Origin of the sequence: Peribacillus sp. NPDC097198 (genome assembly GCF_044762055.1) — a bacterium.
In the GTDB taxonomy this organism is placed as follows: domain Bacteria; phylum Bacillota; class Bacilli; order Bacillales; family DSM-1321; genus Peribacillus.
The window spans coordinates 74,053-94,413 of record NZ_JBIWDO010000006.1 but is presented as its reverse complement, the minus strand read 5'-3'; the positions used below and the strand labels follow the sequence as shown (position 1 = coordinate 94,413).

At 43.0% G+C, this 20,361-nt stretch carries 15 protein-coding genes and 1 other annotated feature; of the genes, 8 read left to right on the top strand and 7 right to left on the bottom strand.

Translation table 11 applies throughout. The annotated features are described in order from the left end of the window. Positions 1–320: 320 nt before the first annotated feature. A complete protein-coding gene (ccpA, locus tag ACIQXQ_RS12345) occupies positions 321–1,322 on the top strand; it encodes a catabolite control protein A (protein ID WP_402957758.1) in 1,002 nt (333 codons plus the stop codon). 92 nt (positions 1,323–1,414) lie between these two features. Here the strand turns inward: ccpA and ACIQXQ_RS12340 are convergent, their stop codons facing one another. Genes ACIQXQ_RS12340 through ACIQXQ_RS12330 form a run of 3 tightly spaced genes read right to left on the bottom strand, consistent with a single transcriptional unit; the run spans position 1,415 to position 3,897 of the window. Beyond that, positions 1,415–2,593, bottom strand: a complete 1,179-nt coding sequence (locus tag ACIQXQ_RS12340; RefSeq protein WP_402874974.1) for an acetoin utilization protein AcuC — start codon at positions 2,591–2,593, stop codon at positions 1,415–1,417. Then, entirely contained in the window at positions 2,586–3,236 is a 651-nt protein-coding gene (locus ACIQXQ_RS12335; RefSeq protein ID WP_402957756.1) for an acetoin utilization AcuB family protein, read from the bottom strand. The genes ACIQXQ_RS12340 and ACIQXQ_RS12335 overlap by 8 nt, the downstream gene beginning before the upstream one ends. Positions 3,237–3,264: 28 nt before the next feature. Further along, a complete protein-coding gene (locus tag ACIQXQ_RS12330; protein ID WP_402874910.1) occupies positions 3,265–3,897 on the bottom strand; it encodes a GNAT family N-acetyltransferase in 633 nt (210 codons plus the stop codon). A 323-nt stretch (positions 3,898–4,220) separates the two neighbouring features. Here ACIQXQ_RS12330 and acsA point away from each other — a divergent pair, with 323 nt between their 5' ends. After that, positions 4,221–5,939 carry an acetate--CoA ligase gene (acsA, locus tag ACIQXQ_RS12325; protein ID WP_402957754.1) on the top strand — a complete coding sequence of 573 codons (1,719 nt, stop codon included), beginning with the start codon at positions 4,221–4,223 and terminating at the stop codon, positions 5,937–5,939. An 88-nt stretch (positions 5,940–6,027) separates the two neighbouring features. On the opposite strand, the gene ACIQXQ_RS12320 is transcribed toward acsA, so the two are convergent. Then, positions 6,028–8,916 carry a transglycosylase domain-containing protein gene (locus ACIQXQ_RS12320; protein WP_402957752.1) on the bottom strand — a complete coding sequence of 963 codons (2,889 nt, stop codon included), beginning with the start codon at positions 8,914–8,916 and terminating at the stop codon, positions 6,028–6,030. Between the two features lie 140 nt (positions 8,917–9,056). Further along, positions 9,057–9,276 (top strand) — a binding site (T-box leader). Between the two features lie 72 nt (positions 9,277–9,348). On the opposite strand from ACIQXQ_RS12320, the gene tyrS reads away from it, so the two are divergent. Continuing rightward, on the top strand, positions 9,349–10,605 hold the full coding sequence (tyrS, locus tag ACIQXQ_RS12315; protein ID WP_402874919.1) for a tyrosine--tRNA ligase: 1,257 nt from the start codon (positions 9,349–9,351) through the stop codon (positions 10,603–10,605). A 94-nt stretch (positions 10,606–10,699) separates the two neighbouring features. Here the strand turns inward: tyrS and rpsD are convergent, their stop codons facing one another. Continuing rightward, on the bottom strand, positions 10,700–11,302 hold the full coding sequence (rpsD, locus tag ACIQXQ_RS12310) for a 30S ribosomal protein S4 (RefSeq protein ID WP_402874922.1): 603 nt from the start codon (positions 11,300–11,302) through the stop codon (positions 10,700–10,702). 483 nt (positions 11,303–11,785) lie between these two features. Here rpsD and ACIQXQ_RS12305 point away from each other — a divergent pair, with 483 nt between their 5' ends. Then, positions 11,786–13,660, top strand: coding sequence for a sensor domain-containing diguanylate cyclase (locus ACIQXQ_RS12305; RefSeq protein ID WP_402957750.1), 1,875 nt, complete (start codon positions 11,786–11,788; stop codon positions 13,658–13,660). Between the two features lie 43 nt (positions 13,661–13,703). Here the strand turns inward: ACIQXQ_RS12305 and ACIQXQ_RS12300 are convergent, their stop codons facing one another. Further along, positions 13,704–14,183 (bottom strand): GAF domain-containing protein, encoded by a 480-nt coding sequence (locus ACIQXQ_RS12300; protein ID WP_402957748.1) that lies wholly within the window; start codon positions 14,181–14,183, stop codon positions 13,704–13,706. A 151-nt stretch (positions 14,184–14,334) separates the two neighbouring features. On the opposite strand from ACIQXQ_RS12300, the gene refZ reads away from it, so the two are divergent. Further along, the gene (gene refZ / locus ACIQXQ_RS12295; protein WP_402874931.1) at positions 14,335–14,991 is read left to right on the top strand and encodes a forespore capture DNA-binding protein RefZ; all 657 of its coding nucleotides are present in this window, start codon (positions 14,335–14,337) and stop codon (positions 14,989–14,991) included. Here the strand turns inward: refZ and hisJ are convergent. Further along, complete coding sequence (hisJ, locus tag ACIQXQ_RS12290) at positions 14,984–15,796, bottom strand: histidinol-phosphatase HisJ (RefSeq protein WP_402957745.1); 813 nt, start codon at positions 15,794–15,796, stop codon at positions 14,984–14,986. The two genes, refZ and hisJ, sit on opposite strands and share 8 nt — an antisense overlap. Positions 15,797–15,964: 168 nt before the next feature. On the opposite strand from hisJ, the gene ezrA reads away from it, so the two are divergent. The 3 genes from ezrA (at position 15,965) to thiI (ending at position 20,346) form a co-directional block, all read left to right on the top strand. Beyond that, entirely contained in the window at positions 15,965–17,668 is a 1,704-nt protein-coding gene (gene ezrA, locus ACIQXQ_RS12285) for a septation ring formation regulator EzrA (protein WP_402957743.1), read from the top strand. 321 nt (positions 17,669–17,989) lie between these two features. Further along, on the top strand, positions 17,990–19,138 hold the full coding sequence (locus ACIQXQ_RS12280; protein ID WP_402957742.1) for a cysteine desulfurase family protein: 1,149 nt from the start codon (positions 17,990–17,992) through the stop codon (positions 19,136–19,138). Then, positions 19,135–20,346 carry a tRNA uracil 4-sulfurtransferase ThiI gene (gene thiI / locus ACIQXQ_RS12275; protein WP_402874942.1) on the top strand — a complete coding sequence of 404 codons (1,212 nt, stop codon included), beginning with the start codon at positions 19,135–19,137 and terminating at the stop codon, positions 20,344–20,346. Before ACIQXQ_RS12280 ends, thiI begins: the two co-directional genes overlap by 4 nt. The last annotated feature ends 15 nt before the right edge of the window (positions 20,347–20,361 follow it).

Sequence of the window (20,361 nt, the reverse complement as noted above, 5' to 3'; positions counted from 1 at the left end):
TACATTCGGCCCTTACCATCTTGGCAAGGGCTTTTTTTAATGGTAAAATACTTGTTTTTGCAGAAAAAGTCCTGAAAAAGACACTATTGGATTGCAGGAAGCATTCTACTATCGTATGATAAGTTAAAAGATGAGGACTGTTCTGAGTTAGAATCATACATAATGAAGATATCTATATAAGCTATGCTTATATAAAAATTAATAGAAAGATTTCCGTTAACCGATTAATTTTCCGTATAAGAAAAATACGTATAATAGAATCTTCTTTGAAATATTTGATGCTTTATTGGAAAAAATGAAACAAATGGAGGAATGTAATAATGAATAATATAACCATTTATGATGTGGCCCGCGAAGCAAATGTTTCGATGGCCACCGTTTCTCGCGTAGTAAACGGGAATCCGAATGTTAAACCTGCGACAAGGAAAAAAGTCGCAGATGTGATTAACCGGTTAGGGTATCGCCCTAATGCAGTGGCACGTGGGCTAGCCAGCAAGAAGACAACGACGGTAGGTGTCGTGATTCCGGATATCTCCAGCATCTTTTTTGCGGAGTTGGCACGTGGTATTGAAGATATAGCGTCCATGTATAAATACAATATCATTCTCAGCAGTTCTGATGAAAACATAGATAAGGAATTTCATTTATTGAATACGATGCTAGGTAAACAAGTAGATGGTATCGTATTCATGAGTGGAAACATCACGGACGAGCATGTCAAGGAGTTTAAGAACTCACCGGTTCCCATCGTATTGGCCGGTTCCGTCGAAGAAAGCGGGCAAGTGCCATCGGTCAATATTGATTATGAAGCGGCAGCGTTTGATGCCGTGATGTCCTTTGCCAAAAATGGCCACAAGCGAATAGGTTATGTGAGCGGGAATCTGTCCGCGCCTATTAATGAGAAGAAATTAACTGGTTACAAACAGGGATTGAAAGAAGCGGGGCTTTCTTTCGATGAAAGTTTACTGGTGGAAGGCGATTATACATATGATTCAGGAATTGAATCATTTGATAAGTTTCTTGAAGCCGAAGATCGGCCGACAGCAATCCTAGTCGGAGCCGATGAAATGGCACTTGGCATCGTTCATGCCGCTCAGGATAAAGGGTTTAATGTACCAGGGGACTTTGAGGTAATCAGCTTCGACAATACACGGTTAACCTTGATGGTCCGCCCGCAGATCACGACCATCGTTCAGCCTTTATACGATATCGGGGCCGTATCCATGAGGTTGCTAACTAAATTGATGAATCAGGAATTGGTGGAGGGGCAAGAAAAAGTGATTCTGCCGCACCGCATCGAAAAACGTCAATCAACGAAATAATCCAGTATGAGAGTGTCCTTATGGGCACTCTCTTTTTCATAAGGTGAAACTTGTCTTGAAATGGAGACTGGAAACACTCTTTTTTTGGCCATTTAATCCTCCGTGCTGGTGGTCGTTTGTCTGTTAGAACGGATGGGGTAGAGCGCTTTTTCGAGCGTTTGGGCATTTTTCTCGGTAATGGCCGGCTTCCGGGGAATGGGTTCATAAATATCCTGTAGGTCATCCCACTCATCCGGAAGGGTCACAGGAGCCTCAGGCTGCCACGTGTCGATCCATTCCCTTGATAAGGGTCCAGATATATCATTATTGGTCATTTCGAGCCAGACCCTGGACCAGGCGCGTGGTACGACGCGCCAGATATCGTAGCCACCGCCACCGACGGCAATCCAGCGCCCCTCACAATACTTATGGGCCATTTCATGCGCTAATTTCGGGATTTCCCTATAAATCTTCATGGTAGCCGACAAGTGGGTGAGTGGGTCATAATAATGAGAATCAGCACCGTTTTGCGTCAAGATGACGTCTGGCTTAAAGAATTCAATCACTTCCTTGAATGCGGCTGTATAGCATTCGAGCCATGATTCATCTTCCGTGAATGCATCCACCGGGATGTTGAACGAATAGCCATAGCCTTTGCCCTGCCCCCGTTCATTGATATTGCCTGTACCGGGAAACAAATAGCGTCCCGTTTCATGGATGGAAAGGGTGCAGACTTCAGGGTCATCATAAAAGGACCACTGTACACCATCACCATGATGGGCATCCGTATCGACATAGAGGACGCGTGCACCATATTTTTTTTGTAAATATTTAATCGCGACCGAGCTATCATTATAAATGCAAAAGCCTGAAGCTTTGCCTCGAAAACCATGATGGAGCCCCCCGCCAAGGTTAAGGGCATGTAGGGACTGACCAGTCATGACGGCATCCACCGCCGTAAGGGTTCCGCCAACAAGCAGGGCACTTGCTTCGTGCATATTAGGAAAGATGGGGGTATCTTCTGTACCTAAACCATAGTTTCCCGCTTTTTCGGGAAGAAGCTTTCCCTGTCCAGCCAGCCTGACAGCGTTTACATAATGCTGGTCATGAACCAGTTGTAATTCCTCATCGGTCGCCATTCGCGGCTTGATGATCTGATCTTCACGGATGGCATGGTGTTTTTTTAGGAGGTCCAGCGTGAGCTGAAGCCGTTTTTGATTGAATGGGTGCTCGTCATTGAATTTGTAGGTCAGCAATTCATCGGAATAGACAAACAAGGATTGATCAGTCATGAGACGCACCTGGCAGGCAAGGCCATAAAACGGTATAGCCTTCTTTCTTTAAGTCTTCCACGACCATGAATGGATTCATGGTTTGTACCCGGACAACGAGAATCTTGTAATCGGATTCATCTTTTTCGGGATAGACAAGCGTGCTCAGAATGTTCGCTTTGCGCAATTTGAAGATGGAGGTAATGTCGTGTAGCGTTCCCGCCGTATTGGGAATCCTGATTTCAATTTGGGAACCGGGCTGATTGACTCCCGTCAGTTCAACGAAAGAATGAAGCAAATCAGTTCCGGTTATGATGCCCACTAACCTTTTTTCCTTTAGGATGGGAAGACAGCTGATGTTATTTTCACAAAATACGGCACCAATCTCTTCTACAAAGTCCAGGGGATGTCCTGTGATGATATCGGTTTTCATGATGCTTCCCAGTGATTTTCCTAAATCCTTTTTGTATTCTTCGGTGCGGAAAATAGAAGGAGAAGCGTCTCGTATGTCACGGTCACTAACTAATCCGACGAGGTGAAAGCTTTCATCGACAATTGGGATATGGCGAATCCGTTTCTCTTTTAAGATTAAGACAGCACTATGAATGGTATCTGTTGGTGTTAAGGCAATGACATCTTCATTCATTATTTTTTCAACAATCATACGTAGTTCCTCCTCTTTACTCGCCTCTTTAATACATGAAACGATTCATGAAACGTAATTGGTCAAACTTTTCGATGGACTCCGGAGGCACTCTCTTTCCTATACGCGCCATCAGGCAGTTTGCTGGATGTGAACTGATTTCCGGGTCATCCGTTGCATAATAAACCAGCCCGCCAGCACTCATCATTTTTTCCATGACCTTTCGATAGTCCCAAACGTTCAATCCCGTCCCCCTCAAGTCCCAATGCCAATAATATTCAGTCGTGATGATAATGAAGTCCTCTACCGAATCATCCTCCGTAGACAGCTGAACTAAATTCTTTCCTACAGCGGCACCACGGTATTTGGGAATGACTTCAATTGCACCAAGCTCGATCAGGTCATCCATCTTGATTTCTGACCAGCGCTCCAATGGGTCGGGATATAGATAAGTCACATAACCAACGATGGTCCGTTCCTCGCGGGCTATAAAGATTCGGCCCTCAGGTAAATCGGCGATTTCAATCAATGCCTTATGCTGTTGTGCAGGAGGGCGAAAGGCGACCAAGTCTTCATGAAAATCGTATCCGGCCATCATTTCTCCGGTTAGCGGCCCTTCAATCAGAAGTGTTCCGCTTGATGTCTGGAGTTCTTTTTTGTAATAGGTCTTGCTATATTCCATTTCTTCACCACCCTAGTAAAATACCAATCTTGTATACTGATTCATCCAAATAGATGGAAACCTTACATAAATTATACATAAAAAACAAGTGACAAGATGATGAAAGCTCTCTCATTTTTGAACCTTTTGTTACAGTTGAGCCTGAAGAATGAAAGGATAAAACCATTCCTAACTAACTATACCAAGATTTACCCTGAATGTTCAAAAATATCAAGAAATATTTTCCTTGAATTTATAAAAAGGTAAATATTTTAAAAATTGAGAAAAATAGTTTTTTATACTATAATAAGAGCTATAAAGCAAAAAGAAGGGGGATTATTTGTATGAATATGAAAGCGCTACCAGCAGTGCAGGGCAATTATAATTTATTGAATTACGATGAGAAGTACAAGCATTTTGACTGGTCTGAAACGGAGAAGGAATTCTCCTGGTCCGAAACCGGAAAAGTGAACCTTGCTTATGAAGCCATTGACCGACATGCTGAGACATACAGAAAGAATAAAATCGCCCTTTATTTTAAAGATGAAAAAAGAAACGAGAAGTATACCTTTAAGGAAATGAAAGAATACACAAACCAAGCGGCCAATGTATTTCAGAACCTTGCTGAAGTGAAGAAGGGAGACCGCGTTTTCATTTTCATGCCACGGTCCCCGGAACTTTATTTTGCGTTGCTCGGTGCAATCAAAACGGGAGCTGTCGTCGGGCCACTATTCGAAGCCTTCATGGAGGGGGCGGTGCGGGATCGCCTTGAAGACAGTGAAGCGAGCGTATTGGTGACGACACCTGAATTATTGCCTCGTGTACCGGTAGACGACCTGCCCCATTTAAAAAATATTTTCTTAGTGGGGGAGAACATCCAGGAGGAAGGGAAATACCATAACTTCAATAAAAAAGTAAAAGAAGCCGACAAGCACTTTGACACTGAATGGGTGGATCGTGAAGATGGATTGATTCTTCACTACACATCCGGGTCAACGGGTAAGCCAAAAGGGGTGCTTCATGTACATAATGCGATGATCCAGCATTATCAAACGGCTAAATGGGTCCTCGATTTACAGGAGGATGACGTGTATTGGTGCACAGCGGATCCCGGATGGGTGACAGGGACGTCCTATGGTATTTTCGGACCATGGCTAACCGGTACTTCAAATGTGGTCGTAGGTGGTCGTTTCAAGCCTGAGTCATGGTACAAGACGCTTGAGGAATTCGGGGTTTCGGTCTGGTATAGCGCACCGACTGCCTTCAGGATGTTGATGGGGGCAGGGGATGAGATCGTCAAACGTTTCGATTTGGGTTCACTTCGTCATGTCCTTAGTGTAGGGGAGCCGTTGAATCCTGAAGTGGTGCGTTGGGGAATGAAAGTATTTAATCGACGCATACATGATACGTGGTGGATGACGGAGACTGGCGCCCAGCTTATCTGTAATTACCCCTGCCTGGAAATCAAACCCGGTTCGATGGGTAAACCGATTCCAGGCGTGGAGGCGGCTATCGTGGATGATCAAGGAAACGTACTGCCTCCACATCGAATGGGGAACCTTGCTATTAAAAAAGGGTGGCCATCCATGATGAAGACGGTCTGGAATAATGAGTCGAAGTTTGAATCGTACTTCATGCCAGGTGACTGGTATGTATCAGGGGACTCTGCCTTCATGGATGAAGAGGGATTCTTCTGGTTTCAAGGTCGTGTCGATGACGTCATCATGACAGCTGGTGAAAGGGTCGGTCCGTTTGAGGTGGAAAGTAAGCTGCTTGAGCATCCGGCCGTTGCGGAAGCAGGGGTCATTGGAAAGCCGGATCCAGTCCGTGGCGAGATTATTAAAGCATTCATTGCTCTCCGTGATGGGTATGTTGCGAATGATGGATTAATAGATGAAATCCGGCAATTTGTGAAGCATGGGTTGGCGGCCCATGCAGCACCTCGTGAAATCGAGTTCCGTGATAAGCTTCCTAAGACCAGAAGCGGTAAAATCATGCGTCGTGTCCTGAAAGCTTGGGAACTGGATTTGCCGACTGGTGATTTATCATCCATGGAAGACTAAAAGTGCTACATTATCAATCAATCTACAAAAAAAGAGGCAACCGGAAACTTCCCGGTTGCCTCTTTTTCAGATGGGAAGCAGGGGTGTTTCATTCCTCTTCTTCCGCTATATCCTTTTCGACTTTATCAGTAATGTCGTGATCTTTATCTTTTGTATCTTCTTTTTTTTCGTCTTTTTCTTGATCGCTGGAATCAGTTTCCGTATCCTTCTTATTCACGAAGGTGCTCGACTTTTTAGCGACAGTCTGAACGCTTTGTGATGGAGCGGATTCTTTCCCGACAATGTCTACGGCGGTTACGTAATAAGAACCTCCATCAGCACTTGCCTTATAGACCAAATCTGAACCGGCACTGATGCTGGCGACTTTCTGTCCATTACGGTAAACGCGATAGCCAACCACATCTCCTTCAGGATGGAGACCCCAGGTAATGATCGTATCAGTCACCGTGACGGAAAGGGGATCGGGCACTTTTCCATTATCGTTGAGCGTCGCACTTGTACCCGCGATATCTCCCCATTTCTCGCCACCTGGTATCAAGGCGCCGGGATCATCCACGTATTTTAATCCGATTTCATCAATGGACTTGGGATCCAACATAAACCCTCCACTTGTGAATTCACTTGGTGTTTCTGAAAGGGCAGCATAACGTCTGCTTCCGACTGAAACATATTGACCATCTATCAAACTAGCGTCGCCTTTAGCTGGGACTTGGTTTGAAATGAATAAGTCTGTCTTAACAAGCCCTGCTTTTTGACAGGAGTCTGATGGCAGAAGTCCTGTTGCTGCACAGAAGGAACGACTGACGATTCCCCCAGGCATTTCAAAGCGTTTGTCAGGATCCACCAGCTTCGAATCCACTTCATAGGCAGCATTCATTAAGTCGGCCCAATAATAGATATTACGGTTATTGTACTGGAGGCCATTGTATGTTCCTTGCAAAGATTTAGGTGTATCATAACCAATCCAAGTGCCGAACGTCACATTCGGGTTAGTGGCTACGAACCATGCATCCTTATAATCCTGTCCGGTCCCGGTCTTGCCAGCCCAGTCACTGGAGAAGGCAAGGCGGTTTTTGACGGAAGCGGCCGTACCGCTGTTTACGACATCCCGCATCATATCAAGTGTCAAGTAGGCAGCCTGTGGTGAGAAAACTTCAACTGGCTTCACTTTATGCTGGTAGATGACTTCGCCGTCTTTGGATTCGATTTTATCGATCATGTAGGCATCGATGAATTCACCCGAGTTGGCAAAAGTGGTATAGGCATTGACATTTTCTTCTACGGTTACGCCATTTGTCATTGCGCCCAAAGACAGGGATGGATTGCTGTAATCGGATTTGGATAGGCTTGTGAAGCCCATTTTTTCTAAATAGGAAACAGGATTCTGGTTAAGAATTTTCATATAAAATAGCGCGGTCGGGATATTATACGAGTTCTTTAGAGTCTCCCGGGCTGTCGCTATACCAGTAAGGCTTCCACCGCCGTAGTTCCTAGGCTTCCATAACCTTCCGCTTCCATCCGGTATGGAGACAGGGACATTGGACGTCACGCTTCCTGGTGAGATCTTCCCGAGATCGATGCCTGGGCCAAATACGAGAAGCGGCTTCATCGTCGATCCATTTGGGCGGAGTGCTGCGGTTGCATGGTTGGTCTGTTCCCGTTTAAAGTCTCGTCCGCCGACAAAACTGATGATTTTACCTGTCTTGTTTTCGATGAGGACGGCACCAGTCTCAACCGGTTCCTGAACGATTTTTGATTCTTTCGTATCGGGATCGATGATGGTTTGGTTTTTATCATATCCGAAGTTCGGGTAGTTTTTCGTCACTTTCTGCATTTTATTATAGATTTTCTTATTGATGGTCGAATAGATTTTATAGCCGTTTTGACGCAAGTTTCGATCTGCTAGCGCTAGGTATTGCTCGTGCAAATCATCATTTTTTAAATCTTTTTCTTCATATCCATCTTCTTTTGCAAGGTAGACTGATAGGATATCGATAGATCGTTTTTCAATTTCATAGGTAAGCCATGGATATTTCTCGGTAGGTAATGTTTTCTTGCCAATAAAGTCTTTTGTGATATCGTATGTTTTGGCTTTTTCGTATTGTTTCTTTGTTATGTATCCGTTGCTGTGCATCCTTTTCAATACGGTTTTCATCCGGTTGATGCCTGGTTCGAGATCATCCTTGATCTCTCCCTGTTGCGTATAGGGAGTATAGCCAAAAGGACTTTGTGGCAACCCGGCAATGAAAGCAGATTGTGCGAGATTCAAGTCTTTGGCGTCTTTACCAAAAATCCCTTCCGCTGCTGCTTGGACACCAGCAATGTTTCTGCCTGATGAATTTCTTCCCAAAGTGGAGACATTTAGGTAAGTCTCTAATATCTCTTCTTTTTCAAAGAACTTTTCCACCCGGAGTGCTAATAAAATTTCTTTTGCTTTTCGTTCGAAGGAGACTTCGTTTGTCAACACTTGGTTCTTGATGAGTTGCTGTGTTAACGTACTTCCCCCGGATTGGACGGCCGCGTTCGAAAATTCTTGATAAACCGCCCGGAGAATCGCTTTTGGTACAACGCCATCGTGTTCATAAAAGTACTCGTCTTCCGTAGCGATGACGGCATTCTTCAGGTGATCGGAAACTTTATCGATGGACACTTCTTCACGCTCAAGATCGCTTGTGAGCTTGCCTAGATATACTTTATCTGCAAAATATATCTCAGAGGTCTCTTCATAATTATAAATATCCTTTTTTAAATCTTCTTTTGAGCGCACTGGCTCATCCTTGACGAGGGCAGCGAAATAGCCGGCTCCAACACCACCGGCGAATGAAAAGCCTAGAATTCCAACAATAATTACGATCAATGTCAAATTCCAAACCACTTGGTAGGAGACTCTGGCATTCCTTATTGTTTTTTCACTTTTGAAAAATCGGTTCACTTGTTTCCATGCCGATTGAATTCTATCTTTTTGATTATTATTCATCGTATCAACCCCCTGAAATCACATATATTATAGCATATAACATCTAGGTAAAAAGGAAACTTCTACATTTTTCTGGCTTCAGCTAGGGTGCTGTTGACAATGTACGGCAGGTATGATAAAAATTTAGTATTATCTTTATTGAATTAGCGATGATAGGACCCAGTAGTTAAGCTATCCCTGTTTTAGAGAGCCGGTGGTTGGTGAAAACCGGTACAAATAGTGAGATGAATTACTTCCTTGAGCATTTGTTGTGAACCTAAATTAGTAGCGACAAACGGGTGACGACCGTTATTCGTCTCGAGCGGAGGGCATATTTTTGTCCTCAAGTTGGGTGGTACCGCGAATTTATTCGTCCCTTCATTTATATGAAGGGGCGTTTTTGTATGGTTTTTGCGGAAATTTTCAGGATATATATGAAGGAGGAAAAATGGAATGGAATTACTTAAGGATCTCGAGTGGCGGGGAATCATGTACCAACAAACGGATGAAGAAGGACTCAAGGATATTTTGGATAAAGAAAAGATTTCCCTATATTGCGGGGTGGATCCAACTGCAGATAGCATGCATATTGGGCATTTGCTTCCATTCTTAACATTGCGCCGGTTCCAAAAGCATGGACACCGTCCTGTTGTGCTTGTGGGCGGAGCGACTGGTCTCATCGGAGATCCAAGTGGTAAGAAAGAAGAAAGACAGCTGCAAACGTTGGAAAAGGTTCTTTATAATGCAGACTGCATTAAGGGACAGCTTTCCCAAATCTTCGAATTTGAAGGTGAAAATGGTGCAGTGATGGTTAATAACTATGACTGGATCGGCAAAATTGATATGGTGACGTTCCTGCGTGATTATGGAAAATATATTGGTGTGAATTACATGCTTGCCAAAGATACGGTTGCTTCTCGTTTGGAAACAGGAATTTCCTTTACTGAATTTGCGTACACAATTTTACAAGGCATTGATTTCAACCACTTGTACGACAATCATAACTGTAAGCTGCAAATTGGTGGAAGCGATCAGTGGGGGAATATCACCACAGGACTTGAAATGATCCGCAAGTCGCATGATGAAGAGACAAAAGCATACGGCATGACAATTCCACTTGTAACTAAAGCGGATGGCACGAAGTTTGGGAAAACGGAAGGCGGAGCAATCTGGTTGGATCCAGAAAAAACGACACCTTATGAATTTTACCAATTCTGGATTAACACAGCGGACGCTGATGTCGTGAAATACTTGAAGTTCTTCACATTCTTGTCGCGTGAAGTCATTGAGGACTTAGAGAAATCCATGGAAACCGAACCGCACTTACGTAAAGCGCAAAAAGCTTTAGGAGAAGAAATGACACGGATGATCCATGGTCAAGAAGCTCTAGATCAAGCGATCAAAATCTCTGCTGCTTTATTCAGTGGTGACGTGAAGAATCTAAGTGCGGCCGAAATTAAAGTCGGGTTTAAAGATTTTCCAAGTTTTGAACGTGAAAGTGACGAAGATATTTCGTTAGTGGACTTAATTGTAGAAGCGAAGATTTCTCCATCTAAACGTCAAGCACGTGAAGATATCCAGAATGGAGCCATCTCCATCAACGGAGAAAAAGTCACTGATTTACAATATATCGTAAACGAAGAGGCTAAGATTGAAGGGGAATTCATCCTAATACGTCGAGGGAAAAAGAAATACACATTAGTGAAATAAGATAGAGAAAGCCGGCTGAATCCCAGCCGGCTTTTATTTGTATTGAATTCCAAGCATAAAAAAAACCCCATCCAAGGATGAGGTTCCGAAGGTATTAACGAGAGTAGAACTCAACGATAAGAGCTTCGTTAATTTCAGCTGGCAATTCAGAACGTTCTGGTAAACGAGTGAATGTACCTTCTAATTTCTCAGCATCGAAAGTAAGGAAGTCAGGAACGAAGTTAGTCGCTTCAACTGATTCTTTGATGATTGAGAAGTTACGTGATTTTTCACGAACGCTGATTACTTGTCCAAGAGACACTTTGTAAGAAGGAATGTCTACGCGTTTTCCATCTACAGTGATGTGACCGTGGTTAACAAGTTGACGTGCTTGACGACGTGTACGAGCTAAACCAAGACGGTAAACAAGGTTATCAAGACGTGATTCAAGAAGAACCATGAAGTTTTCACCATGAACACCTTTGATTTTGCCAGCGCGGTCGAACATTGAACGGAATTGACGTTCAGTGATTCCGTACATGTGACGAAGTTTTTGTTTCTCTTGTAGTTGCATTCCGTATTCAGAAATTTTTCTACGTTGGTTAGGACCGTGTTGTCCTGGTGCGTAAGGACGTTTTTCTAATTCTTTACCAGTACCTGTTAGGGAAATCCCTAAACGACGGGATAGTTTCCAGCTTGGGCCAGTATAACGAGCCATAGGATGACTCCTCCTTCGAATGTTTTTATTTTGGTAAAATAAAAACCGTGTGTGAATGAACAATCATGACCATTTTGTTTTCATGTACCTTCGCCCTAGCAGCAGAGAGTTACGAGATACACCTCTGTATGGAGGAACAAAATGAGAACATAAAGGCTGTCACATAGGCTGCAATATTTTACACAAGGAATATTGTATAATACTCTGCCAAGTGAGTCAAGCGGAATCGGATGATAATTATGATTTAGGTAGAGAATGAAATTCAAAATCTTATAAAAAATACTAGAATAAGGGAGAAATTTCAGGGTAGAAGCGTTATAATAAAGTAATAACCTAAAATGAATATTGTCAATCGTTTCCATTATTTCAGGGAGATATGGTATGATCTTGATTACAAGTAGTTCTTTTGGACTAATATTTTTTTAAAATACTTCGTATTTATAAGTTTGCTTAAAAATAGGCTGTGATATAGGGATGATGGAGATGAAGATTAAAACAGTGCAGTTATTGAATGAATTAAGGATACTTTTCTTTCAGCATATGAAAAGTTCGGAAGGGGACCTCCATTTCCAGAAGTTTTTAGAAGGTTTTTTAATAGAGACAAAAGAGCAACTTTATATGGAAGAGGTATCTTTCTTTAAATTTGATGAGTGGAAGCTACAATATTATAAAGAGGCTTCGACAGGCAGTGTTGAGGACTATATTATGAAGGCGCCCGCACAGGAACATATTGAGAAGGCAATGAACGAAAATAAGAATGACGAAGCATCGTTTGTATTTATGCCGAAGGATTTCCGAGATTTCCAAACGATCATTCCTCTTTGGGATCAGGGGAAGGTCAACGGATTGATAGCCCTGAAAGAACAGGGGATTTCTTTCAGGAGTCTGACAGAGGAGCAAGGGACTGATTTTGCAGGAGAATTCGCAACCATCTTGAAATCGGCTTTATCAATTTCCAAGATGTCAGTCGAGGAGAAACGGAATAAACGGTTGTTCAAGGTCACGGAAAAGTTCCATTCTTCGATGAATATGGATGCGGTCCTGGGAGAAATCATTTCGACCTTGCATACCGTGTATCCAACCTTTGATTATTTCCTGCTTCTCTCCCATGATAATGATAGTCATGAAAATCTGCCGATTAAGGATCTAGAATATGATAGCGAGAATGTGGCGGCCCTGCAAGCTTATGTAACAGGCACCATACAATTCGATGATCACCCCTCTGACGATCATTCTATCTTATATGCACCTCTAAAAGGTAAACAGGGGGTATATGGGGTTTTGCAAGTCATTGCGCCTAACACGCTCATGTTTCCTGAAAGCGAAATCGAGTTCATTGCGTTATTGGCGAATACTGCCGGAAGTGCCCTGGAAAATGCCCAATTGTATCAGCAATCGAAACGTCTCGTATCGGATTTGCAGTTGATTAACGAAACATCTCACCATTTGAATTCCAATCTACGCTTAAGTGAGACGATGGAGTATATGAAACAGCAAATCATGAAGTCCTTTGACGCAGACCAGACAGGTTTTATCTTGCTTCTGCCAGGGGAAAACGTGAATTTATTGACAGGAAGCTCTGATTTTTTTGATTCAGAGGAATCGGAACTGTATGTATCATTCATGAAAGACAAGATTGATAAAGACAAGGAATCATTATTTATAGGGGACTTAAGCGTGAAATGCCCGGGTGTTGATGTGAGGTATCACTCCCTGATGGCTGTTCCGATGATGGAAAGCAACGATGTTAAGGGGTTTGCCTTAGTATTACACGAAGAACCCTATTTCTTTTCCTTTGAAATGTTCAAACTTTTGCAATCACTCATACATCATTCAAGTTTGGCCATGGCGAATTCCATGCTCCGTGAAGAATTGGAAAAGATGGTCATAACAGATCATCTGACTCGGCTATATTCAAGGAGTTATCTCGATGATAAGATGTCCCAGTCGATGGAAGTGGATGAAGAAGGAACATTCATCCTTATTGACATTGATAACTTTAAGAAAGTGAATGACACGTATGGGCACCAAGTTGGGGATGATATCCTCATCCAGGTTGCCAATCTCATTCAGCATAACATCCGTGATACAGATATAGGGGCTAGGTGGGGTGGCGAAGAAATGGCCATTTACCTCCCACGCATACCCTTGGAAACTGGCGTCAAGATTGCGGAACGTTTAAAAGATAAGGTTGGGGAGGAATCCAGTCCGAAAGTGACCATTTCCTGTGGCGTCTCTTACTGGGCAAAAGAGCAGTTCGATAACGTTAAGGAAGTATTCAAACGGGCGGATGAAGCGTTGTATATGGCGAAGAACTCCGGGAAAAATAGGGTGAATGTAAAGGAATGGCGACTTTAAAAGACGAAGGGGAGTGACATTGTCACTCCCCTTCGTCTTGTTTCTATAAATAGTTGCAAAGGATGTCCGTTAATTTCTCCAACCCTTGTTGATCGCTTTCATCAAATCGGTTTGTGATCGGGCTGTCGATATCAAGCACGCCAATTAGCTTGCCATCCTTCATGAGCGGGACGACTATTTCCGATCTCGTGGCAGCATCGCAGGCAATATGTCCCGGGAATTGATGGACGTCCTCAACCCTCATGGTTTTCCGCTCAGCTGCTGAGGTCCCACATACACCTTTGCCGATTGGAATGCGGACGCACGCTGGAAGGCCTTGGAAAGGACCTAAGACCAATTCGTCTTTTTCGAGTAAATAAAATCCAACCCAATTGATTTCGCCCAAGAATTGGTTGAGCAAGGCGGATGCATTACTTAAGTTGGCAATCATGTTCGGTTCATCTTCGATAAGGGCTATGAGCTGTTTTTGTACGAGCGCATAGTTTTCTTCTTTATTTCCTTGATACATTTCGACATTAAACAAAAGGATTCACCTGTCTTCCGCATTATATTACAGGACTTTCTTGACAAGCCACTGGATGTAGAGAAATTGTCGAGAACTTACTAAAGGAGTTGGCCGGTTTCATACAGAATTAATCCACAAGACTTGTCTCAAAGAAAGCGAGGGATTGCCGATGAATCGCCAGACGCCAACGAAACAAGCTATTGTGGAAGCTGCCCTGCATTTATTTCATTTAAAGGGCTACCATGCAACATCCATACGGGATATCGCCAATAAAGCAAAAGTGAATGCTGCCAATATTGCCTACTATTTCAAGAATAAGCAGGGACTGTTGGAGTTCTGCTTCATTTCCTATTTAGAAGAATACCTTCTAGTCCTTGAAAGGAATATGGAACAACTGGAGATTAAAGGTCCACAAGAGTGCCTAATGAATCTAGTGAAGGATATCCTCACGTTTCAGAGAAAGAATTTTTTGGCGGCCCGATTCATCTATGGGGAATCGTCACTTGATTCCAACTTGAACCGTGAAATTCATTCGACCTATTTTACAAAAGAAAAATCTTACTTTCAATATATTCTGGAACAAGGGATTAAAAGCAGGAACTTCCATTCGGTTTCCATCCCCATGTTCATGTTGCAGTTAAAAGGCCTATTAACAGCGCCGGTCCTTCATACCCATTATGCGATGGAAGTCCTGCATGTGTTCCCTCAGGAAGCCTATTATACGAATCTATATGCAGAGGAAGTCGGTCGGTTCCTGGAAGATACATTATTCATTTCGGAAGAGCTGCAACCCCTGCTAGCGGGAAGACCCGAAATGTTTACTTGAATGAGCCCTTGAATTCCGGAATGAGCGACTCGAAACCCTGTCCTAAATCCTTGGCTTGATGAGCATCGGAACCATAAACGAGCGGGATGCCGAGATCCATGGCCCGTCTGGCAAAGCGCTCCGGAGGATAAGGCTCACCACAAAGTGGTTTTACGAAACCAGCTCCGTTATAATCAAGTGAATACCCCTGTTCCTTGATCAAACCCAAAACTCGGCATACGCGGTCGTCAAAATTGTTTTCAGGCGGATATCGATGCTGGAATTTATGAACAAGGGTAATGTGCCCGATTCGTTTTGGTTTATAGATTCCTAGATCAGCACGAATTGATTTTTCTAAGGTATCGTAATATTTGGCATATACAGCATCGATGGATCCTAATTCGGTCGCAATCGAACGGAATGTAGCATCACTGAAATCGATGCAGTGCCAGTTCTGTTCCTGCTTGATGAAATGGACGGAAAGAATGCTGTCATCTAGGAATTCGCCGACTTCATTGAGGAATTCTTTTGTTTCCTTTTCGAATCCCTCTATAAAGTCAACCTCCAGGCCTCTTTTAATGAGGATTTTGTCTTTGTAATGCTCTTTTAATACATGAAGCTCTTGAAAGTAATCAAGAAGCAGGGTGGGATCCATTCCACTGTCTTTTTCAGGGGTCGGATCTTGAAAACCCGGTGGTAAAGGTGCATGTTCCGTGAACGTAATTTCCTTTAATCCGAGTTCAATTCCCCTTGTAATATAATCATCAAATGTATCCGCTGAACCGTGTGGGCAAAACGAAGTATGCACATGTCTATCAGATTTCATGTTCTTTCCCTCCCATATAAACGGTATTTGTAGCAATTTTCTACAAAAATTATATTTTTCTCGTCAAAAATTATTGCTAACATGGTATCATAAAAGCATTAAATTGAACATTTTTTACATTTATATATAAAAGAGCGTGGCTGTAAGGATTAGAACAGGGGGCTTACCATGGTATTCATATACATACTTGGAATAATAATCGTGTTATTTTTAATTTTCATAGTTTGGGGCTATTTTTACAAAAAGAAATACTTCAAGGAAATCGATCGTCTTGAATCCTGGAAGATCAGTATCTTGCATCGCCCCGTTTTAGAAGAACTATCCAAAGTCAAACAATTGAACATGACAGGTGAAACAGAAGAAATGTTCGAAAACTGGCGCGTGGAATGGGATGCCATCATTACGGATCATATGCCGAAAGTTGAAGAGCTCTTGTTCGATGCGGAGGAATTTGTCGATAAATTCCGTTTCAGCCGTTCGAAAGAGACACAGCGACAAATTACGTTAAAACTCGATGAAATTGAAGAAATGATCAAAAAAATCTTGTACGAATTGAATGAACTTGTTGGCAGTGAAGAAAAGAACCGAGTGGAAATTGAGGACATAAAAGAAACGTATCGCCAATTGAAAAAGACATTGCTTGCCCATCGTCATAATTATGGGAAAGCGGCGGATAAGCTTGAATCCTCCCTTGATGAGGTATTGCAGATCCTCCAGCAGTATGAGGAAGAAACGGTCAATGGGAACTATTTAAATGCGAGGGAACTTGTCCTTTCCATAAAGGAAAAGCTCACTGTCCTGGGTACGAAAATGGAAATGCTCCCTAAGTTATTGGTTGATAGCCAATCCGAGTTACATTCGCATCTTAGTGAATTGAAAGACGGATATCAGGAGATGGCCGGTCAGGGTTATCTATTGAGCCATATCCAATTCGAACAGGAAATCTCCCGTTTGGAGAATGAACTGGACCTATATAAGACACAATTGGAAAATGCAGAAACGGAAGCGGTTGAAACGGGAATCAAGGATGTCAGGGAAAGCATTGAGGTGCTATACGACCTACTGGAGAAAGAAGTGCTTTCCAAACAGTACATCCTGAAGAATGATGAAGTGCTCCGGAATATGATAAATGACCTTGGAGAAGAAATCGATGAGCAAAAAACAGAAACCCTGCATGTTCAAGAAACGTATCATCTCACTGAAAATGAATTGGAAGCACAACGGAAGATGGAAAAGCAAATTGCCCAGATTTCCAAACGCTATCAATTGCTTGTCTTGAAAATTGAAGATAATGTAATGGCGAGCTCGCTGATCAGTGAAGAAATGCAAAGCCTTGCCAAACAGCTGAACGAATTGCAAGAAAGCCAAAAGGACTTCAGTATTAAATTACAGGATTTAAGAAAAGATGAAATGGATGCAAGGGACTCACTGGCCGATTTGAAACGGAAAATGATCGAAACCAGCCGATTGATTACCAAGAGCAACATTCCCGGTCTGCCTGAAGAGTATAAATTGGTGCTTCAGGATGCTAAGGAAAGCGTGAGTGACGTTCAAAGCAAACTGGAGGAAAAACCTCTTGATATGTCCGCTGTCTATATCTACCTAGAAAAAGCCGTTGAACAGGTCAACAAGGTTTATGATAAGGCACATGAACTCATTGAACATATGTATCTCGCAGAAAAAGTGATTCAATTCGGTAATCGGTACCGTAGCAGTCATGAGACGGTTGCTGAAAGCTTGAGACAAGCTGAAGCCAAATTCAGGAGCTATGAGTATCAAGCTGCATTGGAAACGGCTGCCACCGCGATTGAAAAGGTCGACCCAGGCAGCTTACGAAAAATCGGAGCGAATCTAGAAGAAGTTCTTTCCTGAAAACCCGCTATGGCGGGTTTTTTCGTGTGATCACAAAGTAGATGATAGCGAGGCTTGGTTGAAGGCCCTTCAGAACGTTTTTAAATCCCGAGAGGCTTATTTAATCAAGATTGTAATGTCATGCTCCATATAAGCCTCAGGATGGCTAAAAAGCGGAGGGAAAGGATGAAGCAAGCGAAAAGATGGGGGTAACTTGTTTACCTAGGTGTTTCCATTCTCTTTCAATTTCAATTATGTTAAAATTAGAAGTTGCAAGTGCAACATATGAAACGGACTAAAGACGATTTACATCATAGATACAAGAACATGGAAGGTGAAACCATGATTTATTTTGATAATAGTGCAACAACAAAACCATATCCAGAAGTGATTGAGTCATTCATAAAGGTGTCTACTGATTATTTCGGTAACCCATCTTCCCTTCATGGGCTTGGAGTGCAGGCCGAAAAATTATTGTCTGCAGCTAGAAAGCAGATGGCTGAATTGCTAAAGGTGAAAAGCTCGGAAATTTATTTCACGTCCGGTGGGACGGAATCGAATAACCTGGCGATCAAAGGGGTGGCACAGGCGTACGCTAACCGGGGGAAACATATCATCACGACGGCCATTGAACATCCATCCGTCGGTGATGCATGCCACTCTTTGGAGGAACAGGGATTTGAATTGACCTACTTGCCTGTCGATGAGCAAGGTCGAATTTCACTCTCCGACCTTGAACTCGCATTACGGGAAGATACGATTTTAGTATCGATCATGCATGTGAATAACGAAGTGGGTTCCATTCAGCCCATTGCGGAGATCGGTAGCTTGCTGAAACGTTACCCAAAAGCGCTTTTCCATGTTGACCATGTACAGGGAGCCGGTAAGGTTGATTTGCCAATAAGGGAAAATAATATAGACCTCTGTTCCATTTCTGGCCATAAAGTTCATGGGTTGAAGGGAACGGGCATCCTTTATATCCGCGATGGTGTCCGTATTCAATCCTTGTTCCATGGAGGCAATCAAGAGACGAAAATAAGAAGTGGCACAGAAAATGTGGCCGGCATTGTCGCTCTTTCCAAAGCTTTTCGCATTAGTATGAACAATCAACAGCTGTATCATGATAAGATGCAACAAATCCGGGATTATTTATACGAGGGCCTTATGAAAATGGATGGAGTCTTGGTAAACAGCCCATTAAATGGGGCTCTTCATATCCTGAATTTTTCCGTGCCCGGTCTTAAGTCGGAAGTATTGCTTCATGCTCTTGAAGCTGAGGGAATAGTTGTCTCGACTACAAGTGCCTGTTCTTCTAAAAAAAGGACGTCAAGCAAAACGGTGGAAGCGATGTTTCATGACTCCGTCCGTTCCGAGAGTGTGATTCGGATCAGCACCACTTATAGTAATCAATTGGAAGAAGCAGAGAAAGTCCTGGCAGCGATCCAGAAAATAGTCGCTAATTTAGAAAAAATAATGAGGGTTGCGAAATGAAATTTGATCATATAATTATCCGCTACGGCGAAATCTCGACGAAGAAAAGAAACCGCAAAGGCTTCGTGGACAAGATGAAGGCACATGTCCGCTGGAGTTTAAAGGATATCGAGGGCGTGCAGTTGACTTCGAATCGGGAACGGATGTATGTCCTGTTAAATGGGGTCGATCACAAGCCGGTCATAGAACGATTGAAAGGGATTTTTGGCATTCAGTCCTTGAGCCCCGCGGTTAAAATCGAACGGGACCTGGAAGTGATGAAAAATGCGGCTTTGTATTATTTGAACAACACACTTGGGGAAGTCGCTACATTTAAAATTACGACAAAACGGTCCGATAAGGATTTTCCATACAATACGGATGAAATAAATCGGGCGCTAGGCGGTCATTTGCTTCGTAATACCGAAGATTTAAAAGTGGATGTAAAAAACCCAGATCTGAATTTACTTGTGGAAGTGCGACGGGAAGCAGTGTATTTAACAGGTGAAATCATTCCAGGAGCCGGCGGTCTGCCATTTGGTTCAAGTGGTAAAGCAATGTTGATGCTCTCAGGTGGAATCGACAGTCCTGTTGCCGGATTCCTATCAATGAAACGTGGATTGGATGTGGAAGCGATCCACTTTTACAGTCCTCCTTTCACAAGTGAACGTTCCCGCCAAAAGGTGATAGACCTCGCAGGGAAGCTTGCTGAAATTAGTGGCAGCATGAAGGTCCATATCGTACCATTCACGGAAATCCAGTTACTGATCCAGAAACAGATCCCGGAGAACTACTCCATGACGACAACACGCCGCTTAATGATGCGTGTTGCGGACAAAATTCGTGAGAAAGAAGATGCAATGGCACTGATCACGGGTGAAAGCCTTGGACAGGTAGCAAGTCAGACGATGAGCAGTATGTATGCCATCAATGAAGTGACGAATACGCCCATTCTTCGTCCGTTAATCACAATGGATAAAACGGAAATCATCAAAATGGCTAGAGAGCTGGATACATTTGAAATTTCGAACCTTCCATTCGAGGATTGCTGTACGGTCTTCACACCGGCAAGTCCGAAGACAAAGCCGAAACGCGAAAAAGTCAATTATTATGAAAGCTTCGTGGACTTCGAAACATTGATTGAAAAAGCGGTGTCCGACACAGAGATTGTGACGGTCCAACCTGGACAGGTTTTCGACGATAATGAAGCGCTGGAAGACCTCTTTTAAAACCCTACAATTACC

Bases quoted from the DNA above. Each gene is read 5' to 3' on its own strand.
- ccpA (WP_402957758.1), top strand. From the start codon at position 321: ATGAATAATATAACCATTTATGATGTGGCCCGCGAAGCAAATGTTTCG.
- ACIQXQ_RS12340 (WP_402874974.1), bottom strand. From the start codon at position 2,593: ATGACTGATCAATCCTTGTTTGTCTATTCCGATGAATTGCTGACCTAC.
- ACIQXQ_RS12335 (WP_402957756.1), bottom strand. From the start codon at position 3,236: ATGATTGTTGAAAAAATAATGAATGAAGATGTCATTGCCTTAACACCA.
- ACIQXQ_RS12330 (WP_402874910.1), bottom strand. From the start codon at position 3,897: ATGGAATATAGCAAGACCTATTACAAAAAAGAACTCCAGACATCAAGC.
- acsA (WP_402957754.1), top strand. From the start codon at position 4,221: ATGAATATGAAAGCGCTACCAGCAGTGCAGGGCAATTATAATTTATTG.
- ACIQXQ_RS12320 (WP_402957752.1), bottom strand. From the start codon at position 8,916: ATGAATAATAATCAAAAAGATAGAATTCAATCGGCATGGAAACAAGTG.
- tyrS (WP_402874919.1), top strand. From the start codon at position 9,349: ATGGAATTACTTAAGGATCTCGAGTGGCGGGGAATCATGTACCAACAA.
- rpsD (WP_402874922.1), bottom strand. From the start codon at position 11,302: ATGGCTCGTTATACTGGCCCAAGCTGGAAACTATCCCGTCGTTTAGGG.
- ACIQXQ_RS12305 (WP_402957750.1), top strand. From the start codon at position 11,786: ATGAAGATTAAAACAGTGCAGTTATTGAATGAATTAAGGATACTTTTC.
- refZ (WP_402874931.1), top strand. From the start codon at position 14,335: ATGAATCGCCAGACGCCAACGAAACAAGCTATTGTGGAAGCTGCCCTG.
- hisJ (WP_402957745.1), bottom strand. From the start codon at position 15,796: ATGAAATCTGATAGACATGTGCATACTTCGTTTTGCCCACACGGTTCA.
- ezrA (WP_402957743.1), top strand. From the start codon at position 15,965: ATGGTATTCATATACATACTTGGAATAATAATCGTGTTATTTTTAATT.
- ACIQXQ_RS12280 (WP_402957742.1), top strand. From the start codon at position 17,990: ATGATTTATTTTGATAATAGTGCAACAACAAAACCATATCCAGAAGTG.
- thiI (WP_402874942.1), top strand. From the start codon at position 19,135: ATGAAATTTGATCATATAATTATCCGCTACGGCGAAATCTCGACGAAG.